This window comes from Bradyrhizobium sp. 195, assembly GCF_023101665.1.
In the GTDB taxonomy this organism is placed as follows: domain Bacteria; phylum Pseudomonadota; class Alphaproteobacteria; order Rhizobiales; family Xanthobacteraceae; genus Bradyrhizobium.
In genome coordinates this window covers 108,154-127,770 of the sequence record NZ_CP082162.1, presented here as the reverse complement: position 1 = coordinate 127,770, position 19,617 = coordinate 108,154, and the positions used below count along the sequence as shown (strand labels likewise).

General features: G+C 58.7%; 18 protein-coding genes and 4 pseudogenes. 11 read left to right on the top strand and 11 right to left on the bottom strand.

Going from position 1 to position 19,617, the window contains the following annotated elements:
• Positions 1-497 precede the first annotated feature (497 nt).
• Positions 498-1,112 carry a DUF7019 family protein gene (locus tag IVB26_RS39300; RefSeq protein ID WP_247973759.1) on the top strand — a complete coding sequence of 205 codons (615 nt, stop codon included), beginning with the start codon at positions 498-500 and terminating at the stop codon, positions 1,110-1,112.
• A 109-nt stretch (positions 1,113-1,221) separates the two neighbouring features.
• Here the strand turns inward: IVB26_RS39300 and IVB26_RS43595 are convergent.
• A pseudogene (locus IVB26_RS43595) lies at positions 1,222-1,509 on the bottom strand (IS66-like element accessory protein TnpA); the annotation flags it as partial.
• 775 nt (positions 1,510-2,284) lie between these two features.
• Between IVB26_RS43595 and IVB26_RS39295 the strand changes: the two are divergent.
• Complete coding sequence (locus tag IVB26_RS39295; protein WP_247973758.1) at positions 2,285-2,518, top strand: hypothetical protein; 234 nt, start codon at positions 2,285-2,287, stop codon at positions 2,516-2,518.
• A 153-nt stretch (positions 2,519-2,671) separates the two neighbouring features.
• Here the strand turns inward: IVB26_RS39295 and IVB26_RS39290 are convergent, their stop codons facing one another.
• The 4 genes and pseudogenes from IVB26_RS39290 to IVB26_RS39275 all read right to left on the bottom strand — a co-directional run.
• Positions 2,672-2,884, bottom strand: a complete 213-nt coding sequence (locus IVB26_RS39290; RefSeq protein ID WP_018319114.1) for a hypothetical protein — start codon at positions 2,882-2,884, stop codon at positions 2,672-2,674.
• Positions 2,885-3,756: 872 nt separating this feature from the next.
• On the bottom strand, positions 3,757-4,371 hold the full coding sequence (locus IVB26_RS39285; protein ID WP_247973757.1) for a 3-keto-disaccharide hydrolase: 615 nt from the start codon (positions 4,369-4,371) through the stop codon (positions 3,757-3,759).
• A gap of 290 nt (positions 4,372-4,661) precedes the next feature.
• Positions 4,662-5,825: an amidinotransferase gene (locus IVB26_RS39280; RefSeq protein ID WP_247973906.1), complete on the bottom strand. Its 1,164-nt coding sequence runs from the start codon at positions 5,823-5,825 to the stop codon at positions 4,662-4,664.
• Positions 5,826-6,170: 345 nt separating this feature from the next.
• Positions 6,171-6,769, bottom strand: a pseudogene (locus IVB26_RS39275) (DUF1214 domain-containing protein); the annotation flags it as partial.
• Positions 6,770-6,871: 102 nt separating this feature from the next.
• Between IVB26_RS39275 and tnpA the strand changes: the two are divergent.
• From tnpA to tnpC, 3 genes are all read left to right on the top strand, one after another.
• Positions 6,872-7,240 carry an IS66-like element accessory protein TnpA gene (gene tnpA, locus IVB26_RS39270; RefSeq protein ID WP_458309393.1) on the top strand — a complete coding sequence of 123 codons (369 nt, stop codon included), beginning with the start codon at positions 6,872-6,874 and terminating at the stop codon, positions 7,238-7,240.
• Positions 7,237-7,584: an IS66 family insertion sequence element accessory protein TnpB gene (gene tnpB, locus IVB26_RS39265; protein ID WP_247973716.1), complete on the top strand. Its 348-nt coding sequence runs from the start codon at positions 7,237-7,239 to the stop codon at positions 7,582-7,584. Before tnpA ends, tnpB begins: the two co-directional genes overlap by 4 nt.
• Before the next feature lie 122 nt (positions 7,585-7,706).
• Positions 7,707-9,230: an IS66 family transposase gene (tnpC, locus tag IVB26_RS39260; protein WP_247973905.1), complete on the top strand. Its 1,524-nt coding sequence runs from the start codon at positions 7,707-7,709 to the stop codon at positions 9,228-9,230.
• 61 nt (positions 9,231-9,291) lie between these two features.
• On the opposite strand, the pseudogene IVB26_RS39255 reads toward tnpC, so the two are convergent.
• Positions 9,292-10,102: pseudogene (locus IVB26_RS39255) on the bottom strand (DUF1254 domain-containing protein); the annotation flags it as partial.
• A 31-nt stretch (positions 10,103-10,133) separates the two neighbouring features.
• Positions 10,134-11,557: pseudogene (locus IVB26_RS39250) on the bottom strand (DUF1254 domain-containing protein).
• Between the two features lie 343 nt (positions 11,558-11,900).
• Between IVB26_RS39250 and IVB26_RS39245 the strand changes: the two are divergent.
• Positions 11,901-12,653, top strand: coding sequence for an IS5 family transposase (locus tag IVB26_RS39245; protein ID WP_247973755.1), 753 nt, complete (start codon positions 11,901-11,903; stop codon positions 12,651-12,653).
• 169 nt (positions 12,654-12,822) lie between these two features.
• Positions 12,823-13,797 (top strand): ABC transporter substrate-binding protein, encoded by a 975-nt coding sequence (locus IVB26_RS39240; protein ID WP_247973754.1) that lies wholly within the window; start codon positions 12,823-12,825, stop codon positions 13,795-13,797.
• Positions 13,798-14,094: 297 nt separating this feature from the next.
• On the opposite strand, the gene IVB26_RS39235 is transcribed toward IVB26_RS39240, so the two are convergent.
• Positions 14,095-14,340, bottom strand: coding sequence for a DUF6894 family protein (locus IVB26_RS39235; RefSeq protein ID WP_247973753.1), 246 nt, complete (start codon positions 14,338-14,340; stop codon positions 14,095-14,097).
• 187 nt (positions 14,341-14,527) lie between these two features.
• Here IVB26_RS39235 and IVB26_RS39230 point away from each other — a divergent pair, with 187 nt between their 5' ends.
• The 3 genes from IVB26_RS39230 (at position 14,528) to IVB26_RS39220 (ending at position 16,615) form a co-directional block, all read left to right on the top strand.
• Positions 14,528-14,722 carry a hypothetical protein gene (locus tag IVB26_RS39230; protein WP_247973752.1) on the top strand — a complete coding sequence of 65 codons (195 nt, stop codon included), beginning with the start codon at positions 14,528-14,530 and terminating at the stop codon, positions 14,720-14,722.
• Positions 14,723-15,250: 528 nt separating this feature from the next.
• Positions 15,251-15,622: a hypothetical protein gene (locus tag IVB26_RS39225; RefSeq protein WP_247973751.1), complete on the top strand. Its 372-nt coding sequence runs from the start codon at positions 15,251-15,253 to the stop codon at positions 15,620-15,622.
• Between the two features lie 720 nt (positions 15,623-16,342).
• Positions 16,343-16,615 carry a type VI secretion protein gene (locus tag IVB26_RS39220; RefSeq protein ID WP_247973750.1) on the top strand — a complete coding sequence of 91 codons (273 nt, stop codon included), beginning with the start codon at positions 16,343-16,345 and terminating at the stop codon, positions 16,613-16,615.
• A 1,497-nt stretch (positions 16,616-18,112) separates the two neighbouring features.
• Here IVB26_RS39220 and IVB26_RS39215 read toward each other — a convergent pair.
• The 3 genes from IVB26_RS39215 to IVB26_RS39205 are packed head-to-tail and all read right to left on the bottom strand — an operon-like array spanning position 18,113 to position 18,972.
• Positions 18,113-18,391 carry a DUF1488 family protein gene (locus IVB26_RS39215; protein WP_247973749.1) on the bottom strand — a complete coding sequence of 93 codons (279 nt, stop codon included), beginning with the start codon at positions 18,389-18,391 and terminating at the stop codon, positions 18,113-18,115.
• 18 nt (positions 18,392-18,409) lie between these two features.
• On the bottom strand, positions 18,410-18,715 hold the full coding sequence (locus IVB26_RS39210; RefSeq protein ID WP_247973748.1) for a hypothetical protein: 306 nt from the start codon (positions 18,713-18,715) through the stop codon (positions 18,410-18,412).
• Positions 18,712-18,972 carry a hypothetical protein gene (locus IVB26_RS39205; protein ID WP_247973747.1) on the bottom strand — a complete coding sequence of 87 codons (261 nt, stop codon included), beginning with the start codon at positions 18,970-18,972 and terminating at the stop codon, positions 18,712-18,714. Before IVB26_RS39205 ends, IVB26_RS39210 begins: the two co-directional genes overlap by 4 nt.
• Positions 18,973-19,327: 355 nt before the next feature.
• On the opposite strand from IVB26_RS39205, the gene IVB26_RS39200 reads away from it, so the two are divergent.
• The gene (locus IVB26_RS39200; RefSeq protein ID WP_247973746.1) at positions 19,328-19,615 is read left to right on the top strand and encodes a hypothetical protein; all 288 of its coding nucleotides are present in this window, start codon (positions 19,328-19,330) and stop codon (positions 19,613-19,615) included.
• The last annotated feature ends 2 nt before the right edge of the window (positions 19,616-19,617 follow it).

The following is a 19,617-nucleotide window of genomic DNA, read 5'->3' as shown; positions in this document are numbered from 1 at the left end:
TATCATTCCAAGTCGTCTTCTGGCCCGCAACGGGCTTCGCTCCGACGGTTGCAACGTCCGCTTCCAGGAGGCATGCGTTCGAAGAACGCTTGTGACCCAGAGCGGATATACGGCGGTGCGCTCACCTATCGCGAGCTAATTTCAGAAGGCCGAGGGCGTTAATTAGAAAGACGGGGACGATAGACACAAAGGAAAGAATTGCCGTCAGGCTCTTATGCCAAAACAGAAAGTAAGTTGCGCTTGCGATGACAGACATCGACAGCACCGAGCCAACTAAAGCCAAAGTCTGTTTTGCGCGTTTCATAGCGCCCTACACGGTTGGACACGTGTCAGCTCTGCATCACCAAACACTAACGGGAGCTAAACGGCCGGTGCGGAAGTTCGGCTCATGGCCCGTAACGGACCTGCCCGCTGTCCGCCGTATCGCCCGCTTCTAGCGCGACCCGAACTCGATGAGCATCCGCTTGGCGCATTTTGACAAACAAATGAGGCTGCCGATGAAATACTACCTGTACATTTCCGAAACTAAGGTGGGCATGCTTCACAGCCAGATTGGAGTGACGCGCTTCAGCAAAATCAAAGCTGCCATAAAACTGAAGATGCCATTTTTTGAAGCATCGGTGGATAGCGACGCCGGGGAGAAGTCGATCTACGCAAAGGCGGAAGAAATCAGAAACCAAATTCTCGCGGGAGGGGAGTGCGGTACGATTGCCGCCCCGAAAGCGTATGTCGATGATACTGCCAACCTCTCATTCGGCCGCGTCGCGGATTACGCGGCAGAGATCGCGTTTTTTGGCGGCATCGTCGGCTCGAAAAGCGTTGCATTAATAGGTTCGTCGTCGAGTTTGATTGGTGCGGCGAAACAGGACGCGAACCACACGATCGACTACTACGACATCAAGTTCATGGCAGAAACGAGCGACGAAATTAATCCGACTTTCCCGGCAAAGAGAGAGAGGTATGAGAATTTCGAGAAACAGATGGAAGCGTCTGTTGTCGATGCTCTAAAGCGCGTTAGAAATCGTCCCCGACCTGTGGCATTCGTTGCCAAAGTGATCCTCGCATCGCCCAACTTCCTGGTTGCCAGTCCAATTTTCGTCCGCGAGGCTTGAGCTCTCGTCCCCACCCAGCGTCCGATTTTCTCTCGCCGTTCCCGATACGAAATGCCGTGATCGGTGTGGCCGGTCGCAATCCACACCCGCACGCCCGACGCAATGGGGATCACCGTAGGCGCCCATCTGCCAGCGCCGCCGCGGCGGCCTTCAGCGTCGCCGCGTCGACCGGACCCGTGATCCGCATCCGAGCTCCGGTCGCAAACTCGATCTCGATCGCTCCGCCGCTGCTGGCCGGCGCGACTGGACAAGGCGTCGGCCCTGACTCCGCGACCACCATCGCCGGTACGAAGCCAGGTTGATCGGCGGCATCCTTCGGCTCCGGCCGAAACGAGCGTCGCCATCGCAGCAGCAGTGAGCGCGAAACGCCATACCGCCGCGCCGTTGCCGCGACTTGGCGCGGCGCCTGTAATCAGTCCGGGCAAAACGACCTCTGCAGCAGCCTCCTGAGCTGTGTCGGCAGCGCGCTGGAAGCCTCGGCGCGTTCGGAACCAGGGGTGTCTTGTCAACTCTATTGATTGTGCACGCTTTTCTGCGCCTGTGCGAATAAATACTACGGTGTTTACAACGGTCGAGTCAGCACTACCGAAAGAGTTTTTGTCGCAGCAGGTGGGCCCCTTCCCTGGCCAAAACGGGTGAAGTGCAATTTTGCTGTCTCGACGGCAAGTTGTGTAAGAGAGCGGACTGCTCTCAAGTGCCGCCGGTCCACGTGGCGGGGCTTGCTGCACGCGACTGTGATGACTGTTGAGAAATGCCGTGTGAAGTAGTTCACAAGCGGGAGGTATCTCTGCGCGTAGCATGGGCGCTTCCACTGGAGGGAAGCGCAATGAAGTGGAACTTGGCAACCTATCGAACGCTCGCGCTGACCATCGCTGTTCTAGTGGCCGCTGGTACTACTATGGCCATCGGTACTCCTCATGGAGTCAATGAGCCAATGTTGGGATCCGATTGGCGATGCAGCCGGACCATGCTGCTCGTGACCACGTGCGCACTGAAGGATTGAGCGAAATAGCCGCAGACCCCCGCTCGGCAAAGCTGGCGGGCGATCGTTGACATATCGGCCCTAATGAATGTCGGCCTAACAATCGGTTAAGGAAGAACCCATAGCCTGTTCCCGTTGACCTGCATCCCGTCACCACATGACGAGGTGGGTCCAGGACGGGGCCGATACCATGGCGGACCTCAGGGAAAAATTGGACAAACTCCGTGCCGATGCCGCGGATTTGGCCCTTATGAGCAGGCGAACCAGCGACTCGCAAAGGCGCGCCCTTTTCGAACGCTTGGCAGATGAGCTCGCCATAGAGGCTCTCGAACTCGAGCAGGTGGTGAAGCTGCAAAGCCGGCGCTCCGGTCACAGCGACATGGACAAAGTCGTGCCCCTTCAGGCGCGTCCAGATCGTCGCTGACACAATCCCGCTTCCCTTTGTGGGCCACCGCCTCAACTCCCGGCCTTTCGTTCGCAGCTGGCGAGCCTTCATGCTGCAACTGCTCATGGTCTGTCCGGTCTGGTCTGCAGTCCAAACACCTCCGGCTTCCAGGCCGGCGGGTTTTTCAATGGATTAGCCGTCCTGACAGGTGATGCCGAGGCTGTCGCAGGTGAGTGCGAACAGCTCTTTTGACTTAGAATCTTCAAAGCAGAACCTGGTGCCGATCTCCGCTCGGTCCGTCCACCAGCCGGCGTTAGCTCCCTTGGCGATGCGGGCAGCCTCGCCTCGTAACAGGTCCAATCGTTTCCCGGCGGCACGAACAATCAGGCAATTCTCCTTGGGCATAAATGTCCTCCACGGCAATTTGGATTCCGCAAATTGTCGGTACAGAAAACTCGTAGAACTTGCAGCGAGGGAAACAAAGCTTGTTGGTGATTAAAAGCAGCCGGCCTGCACGAAGGCCGCAGCGATGTTCTCGCTGCGATCTCGCATGGTCAAAAGACACCGGGTGAAAAGATCTAAGTGAAATATACGGCCAGCCCCGGTGGAATGATCCTATCGCGACATTTCTGGCTCGCAATATGATCCATTTCACAATCGGCCGCACCATGCACTAAGGGCCGCCGCCGATGGTTTGCTGGAAGACTACGGTTTGAAGCCAGCTTCCCAGACTATTTCACCTCACGTTGCACATTTCCGTGGTGAGCGTTCGTGCCATTTTGCGCAACCAACGCCACCATGCTGAAACCTACCCGGCACGCAACTGCCAAAGAGCAGAGAGCTATCACGACCTGTTTGGGCATGGTGGCCTCCTGACCCACAGCCGCCTCTAGTTTCACGGGGCGAGCCTGACCAATCGTCGGACCTCCTGCTCGTCCCACTGTTTTGGCTTCCGCGTTTTCATGGTGCGGCGCTCAACCCGCCCTAGTTAACCAGCGAGCCTACTAGCCGACACTTGGGAAATTTACGGGTGGTGCCTGCCGTCACGAGGCTCGGCGGTGCGGCGGCTTTGGACGCGCAAGATGGGGGTGCGCGGCGCCCCGATTATTGCGCGAGCTCTTGGATCAGACCGGTGTCATTGGCGCAGGAGGTCTGGTATTAAGGGAAGATCGGACCTGCCGTATGCGAGCGCCGGACCGCCGCTTGTGACCCTCAGGCGACATTCGCCTACTCGAAATTCGCGGTGCAGCAGTCTCGTGCCGTCGCGCAGACCCGCCTTACAAAGGCTTGATCTCTACTTTACGGAATTTGATCGTTCCCGCGCCGTGTTGCAGGGCGATCGAGCCTTCATCGAACATTCCGTTCCGCAGTTCGGCTGTTTTCTGACCGTTGAGCACGACCGTGATGTCGCGCCCCTTCGCCGTGATCTCGAATGTGTTCCATTTGCCGCCGGCTTTCGGCATCGGATTGATCTCGATGTAACGTGTGATCGCGCCGGTGCCGTAACTTGGATCGGGCCGCTGGTCAAAGATATTTGCTTCGTAGCAGGTACGGTCGGTGATCTTCTTGGCATCGAGGCAGCGGAAGTAAATGCCGCTGTTTGCATCATCGCTCGGCCAGAATTCGATGCGCAGCACGAAGTCCTTGTACGGCTTCTTGCTGACGAGATAACCGGCCTCCTTGTCTTCCATCTTGTCGGCAATCACCGTGCCGTCCGCCAGATGCCAATTGGACTTCCCGACCTGATCCCATTGTTCGAGGTCTTTGCCATCGAACAGCGTGATCCAGCGGGCTTCCTCAGCTTTAGCCTGCGGCAGCGACTGACTCACGGTGAAACCCAAGGCGACGAGTGCAAGAGCGAATTGCAAAGAACGGAGTGACGTCTTTCGCATGATTGACTCCTCCTGGCCGGTCCGCCGATTGTCCTTCCGGTCGGCAGTCTTGATGATAGGGCCTTGCGTAAATTCTGGCTAGGCTCCTCCCTCACCCATTCAACGAAGATACGGGAGGCATCGATGGACTAAGGCTCCCTATGCTGAAGTTGGCGATGCGCAGGAGTCGCTCGTTACCTTCGATGAGGTGCCCTCTTGGAGCGACGAGGCGCTGAAGCTGTGCGACCGCAGCATGCTCCTCGTGGACGCACTGCGCTGCCGATCACGACGTAACGAATAAAGCCGGTCTCTCACCACTTAGGCAGAACGGTGCGACGAGACGTGTTGGAAGTCGGTTCAAAATAGCTCTTCAATGTGCCGCGCCGTCGGACGTCGAGTGTGGCGCAGTGGAAGCCGCCACCAAATGCGGCATAGTGTAAGAACTCACAGAGAATCGGTTCGAATCCCCAATTCTCCAACGCACGCGTCATCGCAATATGATGTGGATCTACGATGACGCGTTTCTCATCTACCATCAGTACGTTCATGTTGAGCCATTTCCCGCACAGCGAAGTGATCCTGAGCATAGGATCGGTTATCGGGTCGGGCTCGGGGGCCACGAGGATGTCCCATCCTTTCAAGATGGCCGGAAGGTGGTCGACGTCTATGTATTCGGGATTGATCAGAATCTTGCCGGGCCCAAGCGGCAATATGGTGGTGTCGATGTGCATTGGATTGAGACAGCAGCTCTCAATCTCATGGATGCGATAACCGTCGCCAAGGTGGCGACGCAGCCATTCGATACCAGATGCATTCGTGACGTTGCTGCGGGTCACGAATAGGTCGCGCCCGCAGCGAAAGAAGTCGGCGGCGTCAAAGACCGGCTCGAATTCGGTGAGGATGTATGAGATCGGCTCGCCTTTCTTAGGGACGCGGAATTCTGGGTCGAACAATTCGTCCGTCAGTTGCGGTCTGGGCGCGCTCGTCCACCGCGCGCCACGTTGGAAATAGTCTTTCAGAATCGGACGATAGGAATGCGTCTCGAAGTACCGACAGGGCCAAACCATTGGGGTTTCAATGATCTCGTCGCCGATCACGAGCATGCTGTCGCGCGGGCAGGAATTGCAGAAGCCGCGCGAGGACCATTCCGGCGTGCTGAAGCGTTTCCTGTGATCGACGGCGTCCGGCCGCCTTACGATGATACCCAGCGACTGTAGCAGCGCCACAAAGCCATCAAGCTCACGCTGAGCCGGTTCGATCATGATCTTTGGGTAACGGAAGCCTGCGAACAGCGCCTGGGCACGCGCCGCCATGCCCGGAATGTTGCAGGTCACAACCGGATGATCGGACGGGATAACCGCCCCCTCAAGCCTTCCGACTATCACTTCCTCCAGCATGCCCCACTCGTCGTGTGAGCTCACCGGAGAAACTTGGCCCGATGGGATGGTATCCGGACCGCGAACGCGTGTGACCATGTCCATGCATGAGGCCCTCTGTGCGCTACAACAGCCGCAGGTCCAGGGAGTTCCAGAGGTCCGACCGCGGTCGCGGGGTCGAGTCGCAAATCCTTGGTGTCGCCTGTTGCCCATCAGCGAAGTCGCGGCGCACCTCGTTGAGGTCCGCTTATCGAGACGCGGCAGACTAGGCCGTTAACCCATAAATTTGCTGGGCTGACGCCACGCCAGAGTCCGCTATGCCCCGATAGCCGACGTGTTGCTGCATAGCAGCGAAATGCGTGATGGGCCCAGATCGGACGTGAGCATAGCTCGATCACCGCACTAGAGCCTATGGGTTTTACGAGATTGATGCGGCCCGGTGCTTCACCCCGCCCGCTGCAGTGGCGGTTGCTTCCACTTGCCTTCCACCGCTGCTTCCTTCGGCCAGTAGAGGCGCATGATCATGGAGAATGGCCCCTTTGGCGCGGGCAGCCAGTTGGCTTCCTTTTCCTTACCGGGGGATTCGTTTTGGATAATCATCGTCAGCCCGCCGTCGGCATCGCGCTTGAGCTGCGGCAGCATTGGTGAATTGATCAGATAGCGGTTGAGCGGATTGGCCACGAGCAGACTCTGCGGCTCTTCGTACATGGTCAGCGACCAGAACGCGTTGACAGGTGGCAAGGGCCCGTTGCAAAGCGCAAGGAATAGCGGTTGGCACCGTCCAGCTTCTGCTTCGTCGCGTCCACGTAATAAACCGGATACATCGCCTCCTGCTTGGAGTTGCCGTAAATTCCAAGAACGGCGGCCGCCATGCGGTAGAGATAGTTTCCCTTTAGGTACGCAGTGCCGAACACGTCGCCCGCAGTCACCTTCCCCTCATCAAATTCCTTCTTCAGACCAGCGAAGGCAGTCCAGGCGTCGGCCACGCCCTGCTCGATGGCCGTCTTCATCTCGGGCGAGAGCTTGCTCGCATCAAAGGTCTTGCGTATCCGTCCGGTGAAGGCCGCCTTGCCGAATGAGGCGTGTTGTTGAGAACTGTCCTTATGGACAGTGATAGGCGCAGTGCCCAAGTCGAACGGCTTGAGGTGGTGGACACGGGCCGGCGACGGCGCTGGTCCGAGGACGAGAAGCTCAAGATCGTCCTGGAGAGCTTACAGGCGCCGCGCCAAGTCGCGGCAACGGCGCGGCGGTATGGCGTTTCGCGCTCACTGCTGCTGCGATGGCGACGCTCGTTTCGGCCGGAGCCGAAGGACGCCGCCGATCAACCTGGCTTCGTACCGGCGATGGTGGTCGCGGAGTCAGGGCCGACGCCTTGTCCAGTCGCGCCGGCCAGCAGCGGCGGAGCGATCGAGATCGAGTTTGCGACCGGAGCTCGGATGCGGATCACGGGTCCGGTCGACGCGGCGACGCTGAAGGCCGCCGCGGCGGCGCTGGCAGATGGGCGCCTACGGTGATCCCCATTGCGTCGGGCGTGCGGGTGTGGATTGCGACCGGCCACACCGATATGCGTCGCGGCATGAACTCGCTGGGCTTGCTGGTGCAGGAAGCCTTCAAGCGAGACCCGCACGGTGGCGACCTCTATGTGTTCCGTGGCAAAAGCGGCAAGCTGATCAAGATCCTGTGGCACGATGGGCTCGGCATGTCGCTCTACGCCAAGCGGCTGGAGCGGGGCCACTTCCTGTGGCCGTCGTCGGCTGATGGCGTAGTGACGATCACACCAGCCCAGCTTGGCTACCTGCTTGAGGGCATCGACTGGCGGATGCCGCAACATACCTGGCGACCGCAGGCGGCCGGCTGATCGCTGGGATTTGAATCGGTAGCGGGATCGGCGGTTCGGACAGAGACCGCGTCTTGTGATTCTCTGGTCGGCGATGGGCACGGGATGATTCTATTCCCGACGATGTGACCACGCTGCAGGCGATGCTGCGCGCCGAGCGAGCGGCCCGGTTGGCCGCGGAAGCCGAGGCCCAGGCGGGGAGCTTGCTGATCGAGAAGCTCAAGCTCACGATCAAGAAGCTGCGGCACGAGCAGTTCGGACAGTCCTCCGAGCGCGGCGCATTGCTGGACCAGCTCGAGCTGCAGCTGGCTGACCTGGAGGAGAACGCGGCGCAAGCTGAGACCGCAGCGCAGATGGCAGCCGAGAAGATTGCGGTGCCATCGTTCGAGCGTCGCAAGCCAGCCCGCCGGCCGCTGCCGGAGCATTTGCCGCGGCAGCGTATTGTTTATCCGGTGCCTGCCATCTGCCCATGCTGCGGCGACAGCCGATTGCGCAAGATTGGCGAGGACGTGACCGAGACGCTGGAGCTCGTTCCGCGCCAATGGAAGGTGATCCAGCACGTGCGCGAGAAGCTCGTCTGCCGAGCCTGCGAAGCGATCACTCAGCCGCCGGCTCCCTCGCATTCGATTGCGCGCGGGCGTGCAGGGCCCAAGCTGCTGGCCCATGTCCTGTTCGCCAAGTACGGCCTGCACCTGCCGCTTCATCGTCAGAGCGACGTCTACCAGCGTGAAGGCATTAATCTCGACGTATCGACGCTCGCGGACTGGGTAGGTGCCTCCGCGGCAACCCTGATGCCTTTGGTCGATGTGATCCGGAACCACGTCTTCGCAGCCGAGCGCATCCACGCCGATGACACCACGGTGCCAGTCCTGGCCAAGGGCAAGACCCGGACCGGCCGGCTCTGGACCTACGTCCGCGACGACCGTCCGTTTGCTGGCCCAGATCCGCCGGCGGCCGCGTTCTTCTACTCGCCCGACCGTGGCGGCGCGCATCCGGAGCAGCATCTGGCGGGCTATGCCGGACTGATGCAGGCCGACGCCTACGCCGGCTTTGGCAGGCTCTACGAGGCCAATCGTAAGGGCGGCCCAATTATCGAGGCTGCGTGCTGGGCGCACGGCAGGCGCAAGTTCTTTGATCTCGCGCGGCTCAGCAAGGCGCCGATCGCGACCGAGGCAGTCAAGCGCATCGATGTCCTGTTCGCCATCGAGCGCGAGATCAACGGTCTTACTGCGCAGGAGCGTTTGCGTGTGCGCCAGGAGCGTAGCCGCTCCCTGATCGCCGAGCTGGAGGCGTGGTTACGCGAGCAGCGCGCCAAGCTCTCCAGGAACAACGACACGACCAAAGCGATCAATTATTGCCTCAGCCGCTGGGATGCATTTAGCCGCTTCCTTCATGACGGACGGCTTTGCATGTCGAACAATGCTGCCGAGCGTGAGCTACGGGCGGTCGCCGTGGGGCGAAAAAATTGGACCTTCGCCGGGTCCGACGAGGGCGGCCGGCGTGCGGCTGCCATCTACAGCCTCATCGCCACCGCCAAGCTCAATGACATCGATCCACAGGCTTGGCTCGCCGACGTGCTGGCGCGCCTGCCGGATCATCCTGCCAAGCGCATTGACGAACTGCTGCCTTGGAATTGGCAGCCTCAAAGCATAGCTCACGCTGCCTAAGCGCGATCAGCCTTCCCCCAGAAAGCGGCCTAGCTAGGGGCCTTCACCGGATGCGTACGGTCTTGCCTGCGCCGACGCCGATCTTGGCGAAGCGCGCCATGAGTGCTTTCTCCGACGGGACCGTCGGGCAGTACTGCAGGACGAAGTTCAGGATGCTGAAGAACTCTGGCGAGGTCTTCTCTTCTGCGGGCGTGAGCGGTTTGATGAAATCGATGGCCGGGGCAGCCTTTGGTGCAGGCTGGCCGAGAAATGCAGAGAGCGGCTGTACCTTATAGCCCGCCTGGACCTTCCTCACATTGTCGATGTCATCCGGGTTGAAAAGCTGTGTGCGATATCCCGGGAACGCAAGTTCGGTCTCGCAGCGAAAGACTTTCTTGACGCCCTTGGGCGTTTCGCCCTTCCAGCCGGGCCCGGCGAGCAGGAAGCTGCCGCCTCCGTTGCCGGTCGTTCGGGTCCCGATGTAGTCGAAGTTAAATGTGTAGTAATCGATGAGCTGGACGCTGAAATAGCGCTCTTTTTCAATCGCCGGCACAGTGAGTACGAGAGGTTCGGAACGGAGGTCCGCGCCGATAAAAGGAGTAAAGCGTGTCCGAGTTGGGTGTCTGAATCGCCTTGTCCGCCGGCGAAAAGAGACGCGCGCTGTTCCATATCTCGTTAAAAGGACCTTTGTATTCGGGGTTCGTTTTATCCATCCAATACGCATGCTGAACGCGGTAATTGTCCACGATCGGGAAGCCGTATATATATGCCTCCTTGGCGATGGCGCGGGCTTCCGCCGGACTGACGCCGGGCTGGGCGTTGGCTGCCGAGAAATGGAGTGCCGGGAGCAAAGCAACTCCACCGACAAATCCTCTTCGCGTGACGGTTCTCATGACTCCAGACCTTTCAATTCGTTCGTGTCATCTATGAAACCTTCTTGATGCCGGGCGGCTGCCAGGTGCCCGTGCCCGGTGGCAGGATCGATGGTGCTTCGGTCTTCGGCCAATACAGCCGCATCACGAGGTACATTTCGCCATTCGGCGCCGGCAACCAGTTGGATTCCTTGTCGGCGCCGGGTGAGTCCTTCTGGATGTGCAGCGTCAGAGAGCCGTCCGGATTCTTCTTCAGGCCGGGCAGCATCGGTGAATTGATCAAGTATCGGTTGATGGGATTCTCGATCAGCAGTTGGCTCTTGCCGTCATACATCGTTATCGACCAGAACGCCTCGACCGGCGGATATTGGCCGGCGGGAAAAGTGACTGTGTACTTGTGCTTTGAAGCATCGAGTGTTTCGCCATCGGCGAGCGTTTTTGTCATTCGGTAGACTGCTTCCGCAGCGTCATTGCCATAAATGCCGCCTTTGGCAGCGGCGGCCCGCTTCAGCCAGTCACGCTGTAGAACAGCCGGTCTCCGAAGAGCGACTCGACTTTCCACCCGTTGATGTTCTTGCTGCCGCTCTCGAGGTACTTCTCCACTTTCTCGTCGCCTTCCTTCATGCCAAGCCCGATTTCGACTTTGTGTGTGAGCGGAAGGTCCTTGAAGTCAAAGGTCTTGCCCGCGCCGACGCCGATGCGCGCGAGCTTCTCTCGAATGGTGCGCTCTTCCGGTCCTGCTGGCGCAAACTGGAGCGCGAAGTCGAGATACTCGAAGAAGCTCTTCTTCACGAGCTCCGCATCGGCTTTGGGAAAGTCGATCGCAGGCATCGCGGGCGGCGCGGATTGCTTGAGATAGGCCGATAGCGGCTGCGCTTTATAGCCGGCCTGAACCTTTGCGACATTGGGCATGTCTTCCGGATTGAAGAGCTGAGTGCGAATGGCAGCGAAAGTAAACTGTGTCGAAGACTGAAAGACTTTCTTGATTCCGGGCGGAGTGGCTCCCTGCCAGTTCGGCCCAACGACCATATAATCTCCGGCGTCACTGCCGGTCGCGCGGCTGCCAATATAACCAAAATTGAACGTGTTGCCGTCGATCAGCTGCACCGTGTAGTAGCGAGCCTTCTCCACGGCCGGCACAGAAACAACGATTGGTTCAGCGCGAAGATCAAGCCAAAGAACAGAATAGGGCGTATCGCTGTTCGGTGTGACAACCGCAGTGTCTTTATAGGTTGCAACGTTCTTGAAATTGTAGATCTGATTGAACGGCGCCTTGTACTGGTTTGAGCTTCGGTCGATAGCGAACTCGTACATCACAGCGTAGTTCATCACAATCGGAAGGCCATAGATGAAGCCCTCCTCGGCAATCGCCTTGGCCTCACGGACATCCGGCCATTGCGCCTGCGAAACGGCTGGCGTCAGTGCGCATATCGAACCCGTTAAGGCGGCCACCAACACTCTGGATCGAACAGTCATGTCGATCTCCCACGAAGAGGCACCCCAAAATTGTGCTTGGATGATTATTCTCGCAATTGCCCTAGCGGTCTATGCAAAAACGAACGGCTTACAGGATCAAGTCATCACGGTTTCTGGATCGAAATCCGCCTTCATGAGCATTTTCTGAAACTACTCGGCTCTGTCGGTTCGAAAAGTCCGGTTTTGGTGTGCTACACGAGCGACCCAGCGGCAAGTCCGACCATGTCGGCTATACACCCGAAACGGAAGTAAATTCAGAGCATTAGCGCCTTCGCTATAGGCCGGGCGGGTTGATGGCGCCGCCCGAGACGTGATCCAAGCTCCGAAACCGGAGCATCGAATCATGCGTTACGAGCTCAGCGACTATGAGTGGACCGCCATTAAGCCGATGCTGCCGAACAAGCCGCGCGGCGTTCGGCGGGTAAATGACCGCCGCGTGCTCAATGGCATCTTTTGGGTCCTGCGGTCAGGTGCGCCAGGGCGCGACCTGCCCGCGACCTATGGTCCCCGCACCACCTGTTACAATCGCTTCGTTCGGTGGCGGCAGGCTGGCGTCTGGGATCAAATCATGGACGCGCTTGCTGCCGGTCACGATACCGCGGTGCAGATGATCGATACCTCAGTCGTGCGCGTCCACCAGCACGGAGCCTGCATCTCGAAAAACGATCACCAGGATATGGGTCGCTCGCGAGGGGGCCTGACCAGCAAGATTCACGCGGTCGTGGACACCAATGGCCTGCCGGTGCATCTCGCACTAACGCCCGGCGAGGCGCATGATAATCGACTGTGTTCAGTTCTCCTCAACGCCTTGCCTCCACAGGCGATGCTGCTCGCGGATCGCGGCTACGACGCCGACTGGATCAGGGAACTTGCTCGCCAGCAAGGAGCATGGGCGAACATTCCTCCAAACGAAATCGCAAAAATCCTATCTGCTTCAGCCCGTATTTGTATCGCACGCGCAACTTGGTTCTTCAACAAGATCAAGCAGTGTCGGCGTGTCGCGACCCGATATGACAAACTCGCGGTCAACTATCTGGCGTTCGTCAAACTCGCATCAATCCGAATTTGGTTGCGCGCTAATGAGTCCACGCCCTAGATTTGCTAAAGGTTGAGTTCTTCGCATTTTGACCCGAAGCGGAAGTCGCGTCGTAATCAATTATCGCCAAAGCGGCTCATAGTGGTCTGCTTCAATGTGATAGGCTGGGCCGCCCAGGATGGTCTGGGCGTTGGGTAGGTCGAGGACAATGCGCCGACGTGATTTGATCATGGCGCTTGCGGGCGCTGCGGTATGCCCGATTGCGGCGATAGCACAACAGCCCAAGCAGGTCGCGCGGATCGGTTTCATAGTGACGAGGTCAATTGACTCTCTCGAAGCGCGCGCAACCCTCGGTGCCTTTCGGCAGGGATTGCGGGAGCACGGCTACATAGATGGTCAGAACGTCCTCGTTGAGGTTCGAGCGGCGGATTCGAAAATCGAGCGCTTTCCGGCTTTAGCAAGCGAACTTGTCGGTCTAAACGTTGACGTCATCGTGGCTTCGAATTCGGTCGCCGGTCGGGCTACCCAGCGCGCAACCTCTACAATTCCAATTGTTGTCCCTATCATGGGCGACGCAGTCGGAGATGGGCTCGTCGCGAGTCTAGCTAAACCGGGCGGGAATATCACGGGCTTGACCTTCATTGGTCCGCAACTGGTCCCTAAGCGTCTCGCCTTACTCAAAGAGGCGCTTCCCAAGGCTTCCGAGGTGGTGGCGCTCTGGCAGCCAGCCGCATTTAGTGAGCACACCATGACCAAAATGATGAAGGAGGCTGAAGCGGCCGCACAGACCCTGGGATTGCATCTTCAACCTGTTGCCGTTCCGGGTCCCGACGATCTGGAGCAGGCATTTTCGACGATTGCGAAGAACCGAACCGATGCCCTGTTCGTACTTCCGAGCACGATGCTTTTCGCGGAACGAAGACGCATCATCGATCTCGCCGCAAACCTCCAACTGCCGGTGATTTCCATGAGCAAGGAGTTTGTGGAAGTCGGTGGGCTTATGTCCTACGGAGCTGACATCACTGACTTCGTCCGGCGCAGCGCAAGTTATGTGGACAAAATCCTTAAAGGCGCTAAACCCGCCGATCTCCCAGTCGAGCAGCCGACCAAATATGAACTCGTTCTCAACCTCAAAACTGCGAAGGCACTTGATATCGACATTTCCGCTACGCTGCTGGCCCGCGCCGACGAAGTAATCGAATAGGGTAGCGTTTGCTGCGATGCATTAGCCCGCGGGTGCCCCATCGCTCAGTTGGCGCAGTGCTGCGACATGTCCGGAGCCGGAGGTGGACCGGAAGTCCCGAACTCAGGTGCAGCCGACGCGATTGACCCGAAGCGGAACTCGCCATGTGTCTTTAATTCGTTCGCGTGGCTAATGATCGCCTGCCTCGCTTCTCGATGATGCGACAGCACCAGATTGACGGGACGCTTGGATTCTTACGCCAATCGCTCATCTGCCTGGTGGTCGCCGACGTCCCGCCCGAGCGCGGCGAATATGGCCTCATTGAAAACGTCTGATCTCGAAGGTGAAGGTCGCCCGTAGGACCGGTCCATCTCCGTCACGCACGTTGATTGCAAGATGGCGTGCAGGAGCATCGATTGTACAGAGGCGAACTTCATCTTTGGCCAAGTGTGCAAGCGCCAAAGTTGCTTCGTGCTGCATAGCCTCAATCGAGACGAGATCTATCCCCTGTTCGTCGGGGATCATCTCGTCACCTTCGCGTTGATCAAAAAAGTACCTACGCATGCAATTGCTCCCGGATAAGGCGGGAGCGCTGTAGCGTCTCTCTGTCACCGCGAATGCCCAGAGCGGATCGGTGATGATGCCAAGCTACCCGACTTCCGAGCATTCCTCAACCTTCGACGATGAGTCAGTTTGGATTGTGGTGAGGTTCGGGCTGGTATGTTGATCGGCCACGGCACATACTCCGCGAATGAAAAACCGCATCGGCTGGACGACTTGCCCCTCCATTGGAGGTGAATACGCAGTGGCCGAACTCCTCGATGGTGGTGTAGTCGGCAATGGAATTATCAGCTTCGCCACCAAGGCGCAGGCACAGGAGTTCATTGATTCTGGCCAGGCCGATGAGCTGGGGTGGCGTGGTTCCGTGCCAAAAAGCCGCGAATGACCACGCACGAGACCCTGCGCGACAAATGGACTGTAGATCTTGAGTGTCCACGTTGTGGGAGACTGGACGTGGCGCGACTCTCACAGGCGGATGGCTACGCCTATGTGAGGGGAAACACCGCTACACGCGCCGATCATGTGCCGTTCGGCTTTGCCTGCATCGATCCGGAGACCAGCAGCTTTCAGTGCTCGAGATGTCAGGTGCCAATATCGTAATGTTATTCCGCGAATGAGCGACAAGCGGGCCACGACTATTCTTCGCGAATTGCACGCTGCGGAGAAGGGTTCGTAGGGATGGCGCAGAACAGAGCGCTTTTTACACCATCGAGCTACCCATATAGCGTCCGTGCACAGGTCAGCAAAACGCTCACCTCGAAGCTGCCCATGAAGTAGCGACTTCCGAAGTCGCCGCCAATCGTCGTAGCAGCAGCTCACGTGCCATCGGAAGGCGCAATCATAACGTTCTGTTTATCTCAGCGCGTCAGTGTCGCAGATGTATCTCTGTGCGCGTCCAAGAAAGGCGACCTTCATGAAACTTCCTGCAGTTTTGCAAGGCGAGGCACGGACGCGCTTCCTCCAAGGAATCGCGTTCGGCGCGGTTGCGACCGTGGGAATTGGATTCATGTGGGGCGGTTGGGTCACTGGGGAAAGCGCAAGAATCACGCGCATCACGGCGGAGACAAGCGGCCGGATGTCCGTTCTGGTACCGCTTTGCGTCGCTCAATTCACAGCGGCAGACGGCGCTCTCACCAAATTCAGGGCGGCAAGCGCATACTCCAGAGAGAACGTCGTCAGCGAATTCGTGAAGAATGTGGCATCCACGAGCATGGACTATTCGTTCGCCAAGGCTTGTGCCACCGGGATTGAAACTGAACTCGCAAGAGCAGCGACAAAGAGTTGACTACCGTACCCGCAAGCCGCGCCGAGATCGAGTGCAGGTCAAGATCCCGCGCAGGCGCTTCAAGCTGTCGGATGACAGGTTAAAAGCGTCGTTCGCAAGTCGGGCAGTTCAATCTCGGTCATCATCAAGGAAGCCGCTAGTCTGAAGTAGGACCTTACGTCGCGCTCCTAAACAGCGATCGGACCGGACGATTAGGAATGAGGCGGCCGAGATTGAGCTCGCTAATTTGTTAGAAGGCTGCTACACGGTTCGTATCACCGCACGCTACGTGGCTGTTATCGGTGACTGAGAGCGTTGCGCTCCCGCCTCAACCTAAGAGAAGGCGGTCAGATGTCAAATCCCGACAAATTCGACATTCGAGAGTGGCTCGTATCACCTTTGTTGGTACCGACCTTCCTCGTACTGCTGATTACGGTGACGGCCATTTAATAGCGGTATGCGTTCAATCACCCTAACGTCAAAGCTGCAAACGGGAGCCTTGAGCCGATTCAAGCCAAACGGGAGCCAAAATGGCAAACACGGCAATCATCAGGGATGCCTACGGAGTTCCGGCAATCTTCGTTGGTTCGAAGACCGGCCGGGACGATGCGCCCTTTGTGTTCGTGAGGGTCGGAGGTGAGGAGCGCCGGACGCGCTGGTCCGAATGCGATGCTCTTCCGGCCTGGACCGGCGAGACTCCGACGTGGGCGAGTAAAACCAAATAGCGATGGAGTGTCTAGCATGAGGATGGTTCGAACAGGCACATGGACCGCGGCGCTTTTGCTGGCATCGGTACTGGGCATGTACACGCCAGCAGCTTTTGCCGCGGAGCCGAACTGCCGTGCGATCGAAAGCACCAGCGCGCGCCTCTCCTGCTACGATGCGGCATTTCCTCCAAAAACCAGGAAGACCACCGACGCCGGCATTGGCTCGTCGTCAGGCGACAAGGACCCATTTCTTGCGGAAGAAGCCCGAACCGCCGCGAAACTGAAGAACATCTGCCGCGGTTGCTGAGGTTCGCTTCGGCACATGCGCGCCCATTGAGAGAGCCTGTAAGATGACGAACGACGATGCTCAAGGTCGCCGAGTGGTCCGCCAACGGAAGCGAGCCCTTCACGTGGCTGGCACGGCTTTGGATGGCAAGGCAGACCGTTCCGTGAGTTCAAAGGACCAATCGGCCAGAAAGCAGCGCCTGCTTGACGGGCCGGCGGAATTCAAGAGGTCCGAGTAGATCGTTCGAAGAAGACTCCAGACAATGCTGAATGACCGAGGTTTGTCGCCGCGGACGCTTGCTCAGCACGAAAAGTCATGATGGCGCATGGACCATCAGAGCATCAAATACACTGTGGTCCAGACGATAAATCCGCCCGGTTGGAAGTGGTCGTTTGAGCGAGAAGGTCGCTCACCCCGAACAGGAATTGCATTCAATCGAGCAGAGGCTGTCAGCGCAGCCGAACGAGCAATCAGCCAGGCGATCAGAGATCAGCAACGCCAATAAAGGCGCTCTTTTGCAGCTCCTGCATCAATATATAGTCACGTTTATCGGCATGTTGCCTCTCGACGCCCGCGTCGCAAGATGCAAGTGCGAGCCGCAAATGCTCGAGTGCCGGCGGCGGAGAATTGCAAGAGAGTCGCTTTAGGCCTGTATCGCTACAGTTCATCGATAGCCCCAGCAACCGCAAAAGTTCCCGTCCAGGATCCGAACAAAGCGCTCGCCATTCGGCACATAGAGGCGCACTGTCTTACTACCACCGAGCGGCCCTTAGCATCTATCGGTGGTGTGAACGCAAGTTGCGCTCCCGCTCAACCCCGCAGCGGAGCCTTACTCATGCAAGCTAGACGTTCTCCAGTACAATCCCTGACCTTCGAATACCGCCTGGCGCAAGACGCGATCAATCTCCGCTTACAGGCGAAGGGAATGCCCGCAGGCATCCGTCGTTCGGAACTTCTGCGAAAGGCCCGGCAGATCGATGTCGCCGGGGAGATTAACAATTGGCTGTCCCCGCCGGGCCTACAACCGCCATCTTGATTTTTGGTCTTGTTCTTGTCCGACGTGTTGAACTTCAGCATGCCAAGTGGAGACAAACCTTTATCCGGATTTTACTCTCACCCTCCCGGGGCTGGTAAGCCGCCGCCTGCGCATGATTTAAGCGGGCGGCGTTTTTGCTTTGAGCTAGTAAGCCATTGGATGGGTCATCCAGCAGCCGATGGTAGTTTTTACATATTTCCAGGAACGCCGCTCGAAGATCGGCTTTGAGCTTAATCACCTTTCCGAATCCCTGGGCACTATCGGTGACCGAGAGCTTGTTGCTCCCGCTCGAAGCGGCGGGATGCACATGTGCAATAAGTGCGCTCAGATAGACAACGAGATTGAAAATCTTCGCGTGTTGATATCACCTGGGATGGACGGCCTTAGCTTGGCGATGATCCGATGCGCCATCGAATTGCTGGAGACAAGGCGATCCCTAGGCGGCAAGGCAGCCCGCATACCTAAGTGCGCCCTGTTGCCCCCTAAGTCCTAAAATCGATGCCTCGCAGCACGATGCCGGGCGGGGTGCCTTCGAACTCCGTCGCGCGATATTTAATTGCCGTGCTTGCTTCAATGCGGTCCCGCAGGCGGATGAACTGGGCTTCCCGCTGCTCGGGCCGGACTTGCGGGCCGCGCTCAAGATAGTCCATCGCAGAGGTGGTTATCGCGCAAGGAATCTCCTTGGCACCGTCGTGCATCGAGAACCGTACGATCATCCGGTCATACTCGTGACCGATAAAGCGGCCGCTGGTCAATGTCATAGCCTGCTCCAATACGCATTAGTCGCCACAACCCTCTCCGCCGAGCCGGAGGAAATCATCAAACAGCGCAGATACTAGGGCGCGGTGGCGCGTGTCCTCGGCGGGGAGGGTCGCCAGATAAAGGTTGAGCAGATAGCGCGCCTTCACCGCCGCCTCAGGCCATGAGGTGGCGGGCACCGTCATCAGGCGGTTTTCGAGATCGGACTCGCGTTCGCGCAGCTCCCTGACATTGTTCTCGACCTCGGCCAGCGCGCGGCGCAGGTCGGTGGCCTTCTGCGCGGCCATGCCGCGGTGCTTGTCGAGCTCGACTGGGATGTCGGTCATCGGCGCTTCACATCGGCGCGTTGAGCGTCCGCGAGGTCGACCGAACCAATCGAGCGCACCTCTGTCGCGCCCTGCACCGCTTCGGACGGCACCGTAATCATGGTGGCGACACGGCGCCAAACCGCAAACGACAACCCATCGATCATCTCTTCGTCGGTGACGACCTCATAGGGGCCCGCCGGCAATTCCCGCGCGACGCCGCGGATGTGGAACGGATTCTTGAATGTGACGGTTTCCCGCCGCGAACGGGTGGTCATGCGCGCCTGCCTTCCTGCGATAGCCGCCCCAACCGACACCGGCGATCACGACCATGCGCTCTGAACGGGCCAATAGCCAGCACTCTCGAGGCCACCGGGCGCGCGGCGTTTTAGTCCTCGCTATCGGCGTGATGCAGGCGTAGGGTCATTCCCATCACCGCATGTTCCGCTACGGCATCGACCGGTGACTGAGGGTCACGTGCGCTCCCGCCGAGAAACCAGTCACTGAAGCACGACTTCGTCGTGCTCGTGCAGGAGCATGCGATGCCGCGTTTTCGTGCCTCGGAATGGATCGTTCCGCCCGTCATCGTTCCCCTGTTCCTTCTGCTGCTTGTCGCCGCGGCGGCGCTCTTCCATGGCTAGGCCGATCCGCGTGCCCTACCTCGTCACCGGAGCGAACGAATACGGCTGCGCCAATCACGGCCGCGGCAGCGCAACCCTCGCGCTGCGGCTGGCGCGAAAGCTGCTGGGCGACGGCTACATGGACGTGCGCGTCTGCACGCCGCGCGGGCGCGTGCTGCAATCGGACGAACTGGATGAACTCAAACTCAAGACAAACCTCAAAAAGAGACCAACATGGCCAAGGGACAGCAACGCGGCAATCGCGAGGCCGAGAAACGGAAAAAGGAGAACGCGAAGGTGATC

Bases quoted from the DNA above. Each gene is read 5' to 3' on its own strand.
- IVB26_RS39300 (WP_247973759.1), top strand. From the start codon at position 498: ATGAAATACTACCTGTACATTTCCGAAACTAAGGTGGGCATGCTTCAC.
- IVB26_RS39295 (WP_247973758.1), top strand. From the start codon at position 2,285: ATGGCGGACCTCAGGGAAAAATTGGACAAACTCCGTGCCGATGCCGCG.
- IVB26_RS39290 (WP_018319114.1), bottom strand. From the start codon at position 2,884: ATGCCCAAGGAGAATTGCCTGATTGTTCGTGCCGCCGGGAAACGATTG.
- IVB26_RS39285 (WP_247973757.1), bottom strand. From the start codon at position 4,371: ATGCGAAAGACGTCACTCCGTTCTTTGCAATTCGCTCTTGCACTCGTC.
- IVB26_RS39280 (WP_247973906.1), bottom strand. From the start codon at position 5,825: ATGGTCACACGCGTTCGCGGTCCGGATACCATCCCATCGGGCCAAGTT.
- tnpC (WP_247973905.1), top strand. From the start codon at position 7,707: ATGCTGCGCGCCGAGCGAGCGGCCCGGTTGGCCGCGGAAGCCGAGGCC.
- IVB26_RS39245 (WP_247973755.1), top strand. From the start codon at position 11,901: ATGCGTTACGAGCTCAGCGACTATGAGTGGACCGCCATTAAGCCGATG.
- IVB26_RS39240 (WP_247973754.1), top strand. From the start codon at position 12,823: ATGGCGCTTGCGGGCGCTGCGGTATGCCCGATTGCGGCGATAGCACAA.
- IVB26_RS39235 (WP_247973753.1), bottom strand. From the start codon at position 14,340: ATGCGTAGGTACTTTTTTGATCAACGCGAAGGTGACGAGATGATCCCC.
- IVB26_RS39230 (WP_247973752.1), top strand. From the start codon at position 14,528: ATGAAAAACCGCATCGGCTGGACGACTTGCCCCTCCATTGGAGGTGAA.
- IVB26_RS39225 (WP_247973751.1), top strand. From the start codon at position 15,251: ATGAAACTTCCTGCAGTTTTGCAAGGCGAGGCACGGACGCGCTTCCTC.
- IVB26_RS39220 (WP_247973750.1), top strand. From the start codon at position 16,343: ATGAGGATGGTTCGAACAGGCACATGGACCGCGGCGCTTTTGCTGGCA.
- IVB26_RS39215 (WP_247973749.1), bottom strand. From the start codon at position 18,391: ATGACATTGACCAGCGGCCGCTTTATCGGTCACGAGTATGACCGGATG.
- IVB26_RS39210 (WP_247973748.1), bottom strand. From the start codon at position 18,715: ATGACCGACATCCCAGTCGAGCTCGACAAGCACCGCGGCATGGCCGCG.
- IVB26_RS39205 (WP_247973747.1), bottom strand. From the start codon at position 18,972: ATGACCACCCGTTCGCGGCGGGAAACCGTCACATTCAAGAATCCGTTC.
- IVB26_RS39200 (WP_247973746.1), top strand. From the start codon at position 19,328: ATGGCTAGGCCGATCCGCGTGCCCTACCTCGTCACCGGAGCGAACGAA.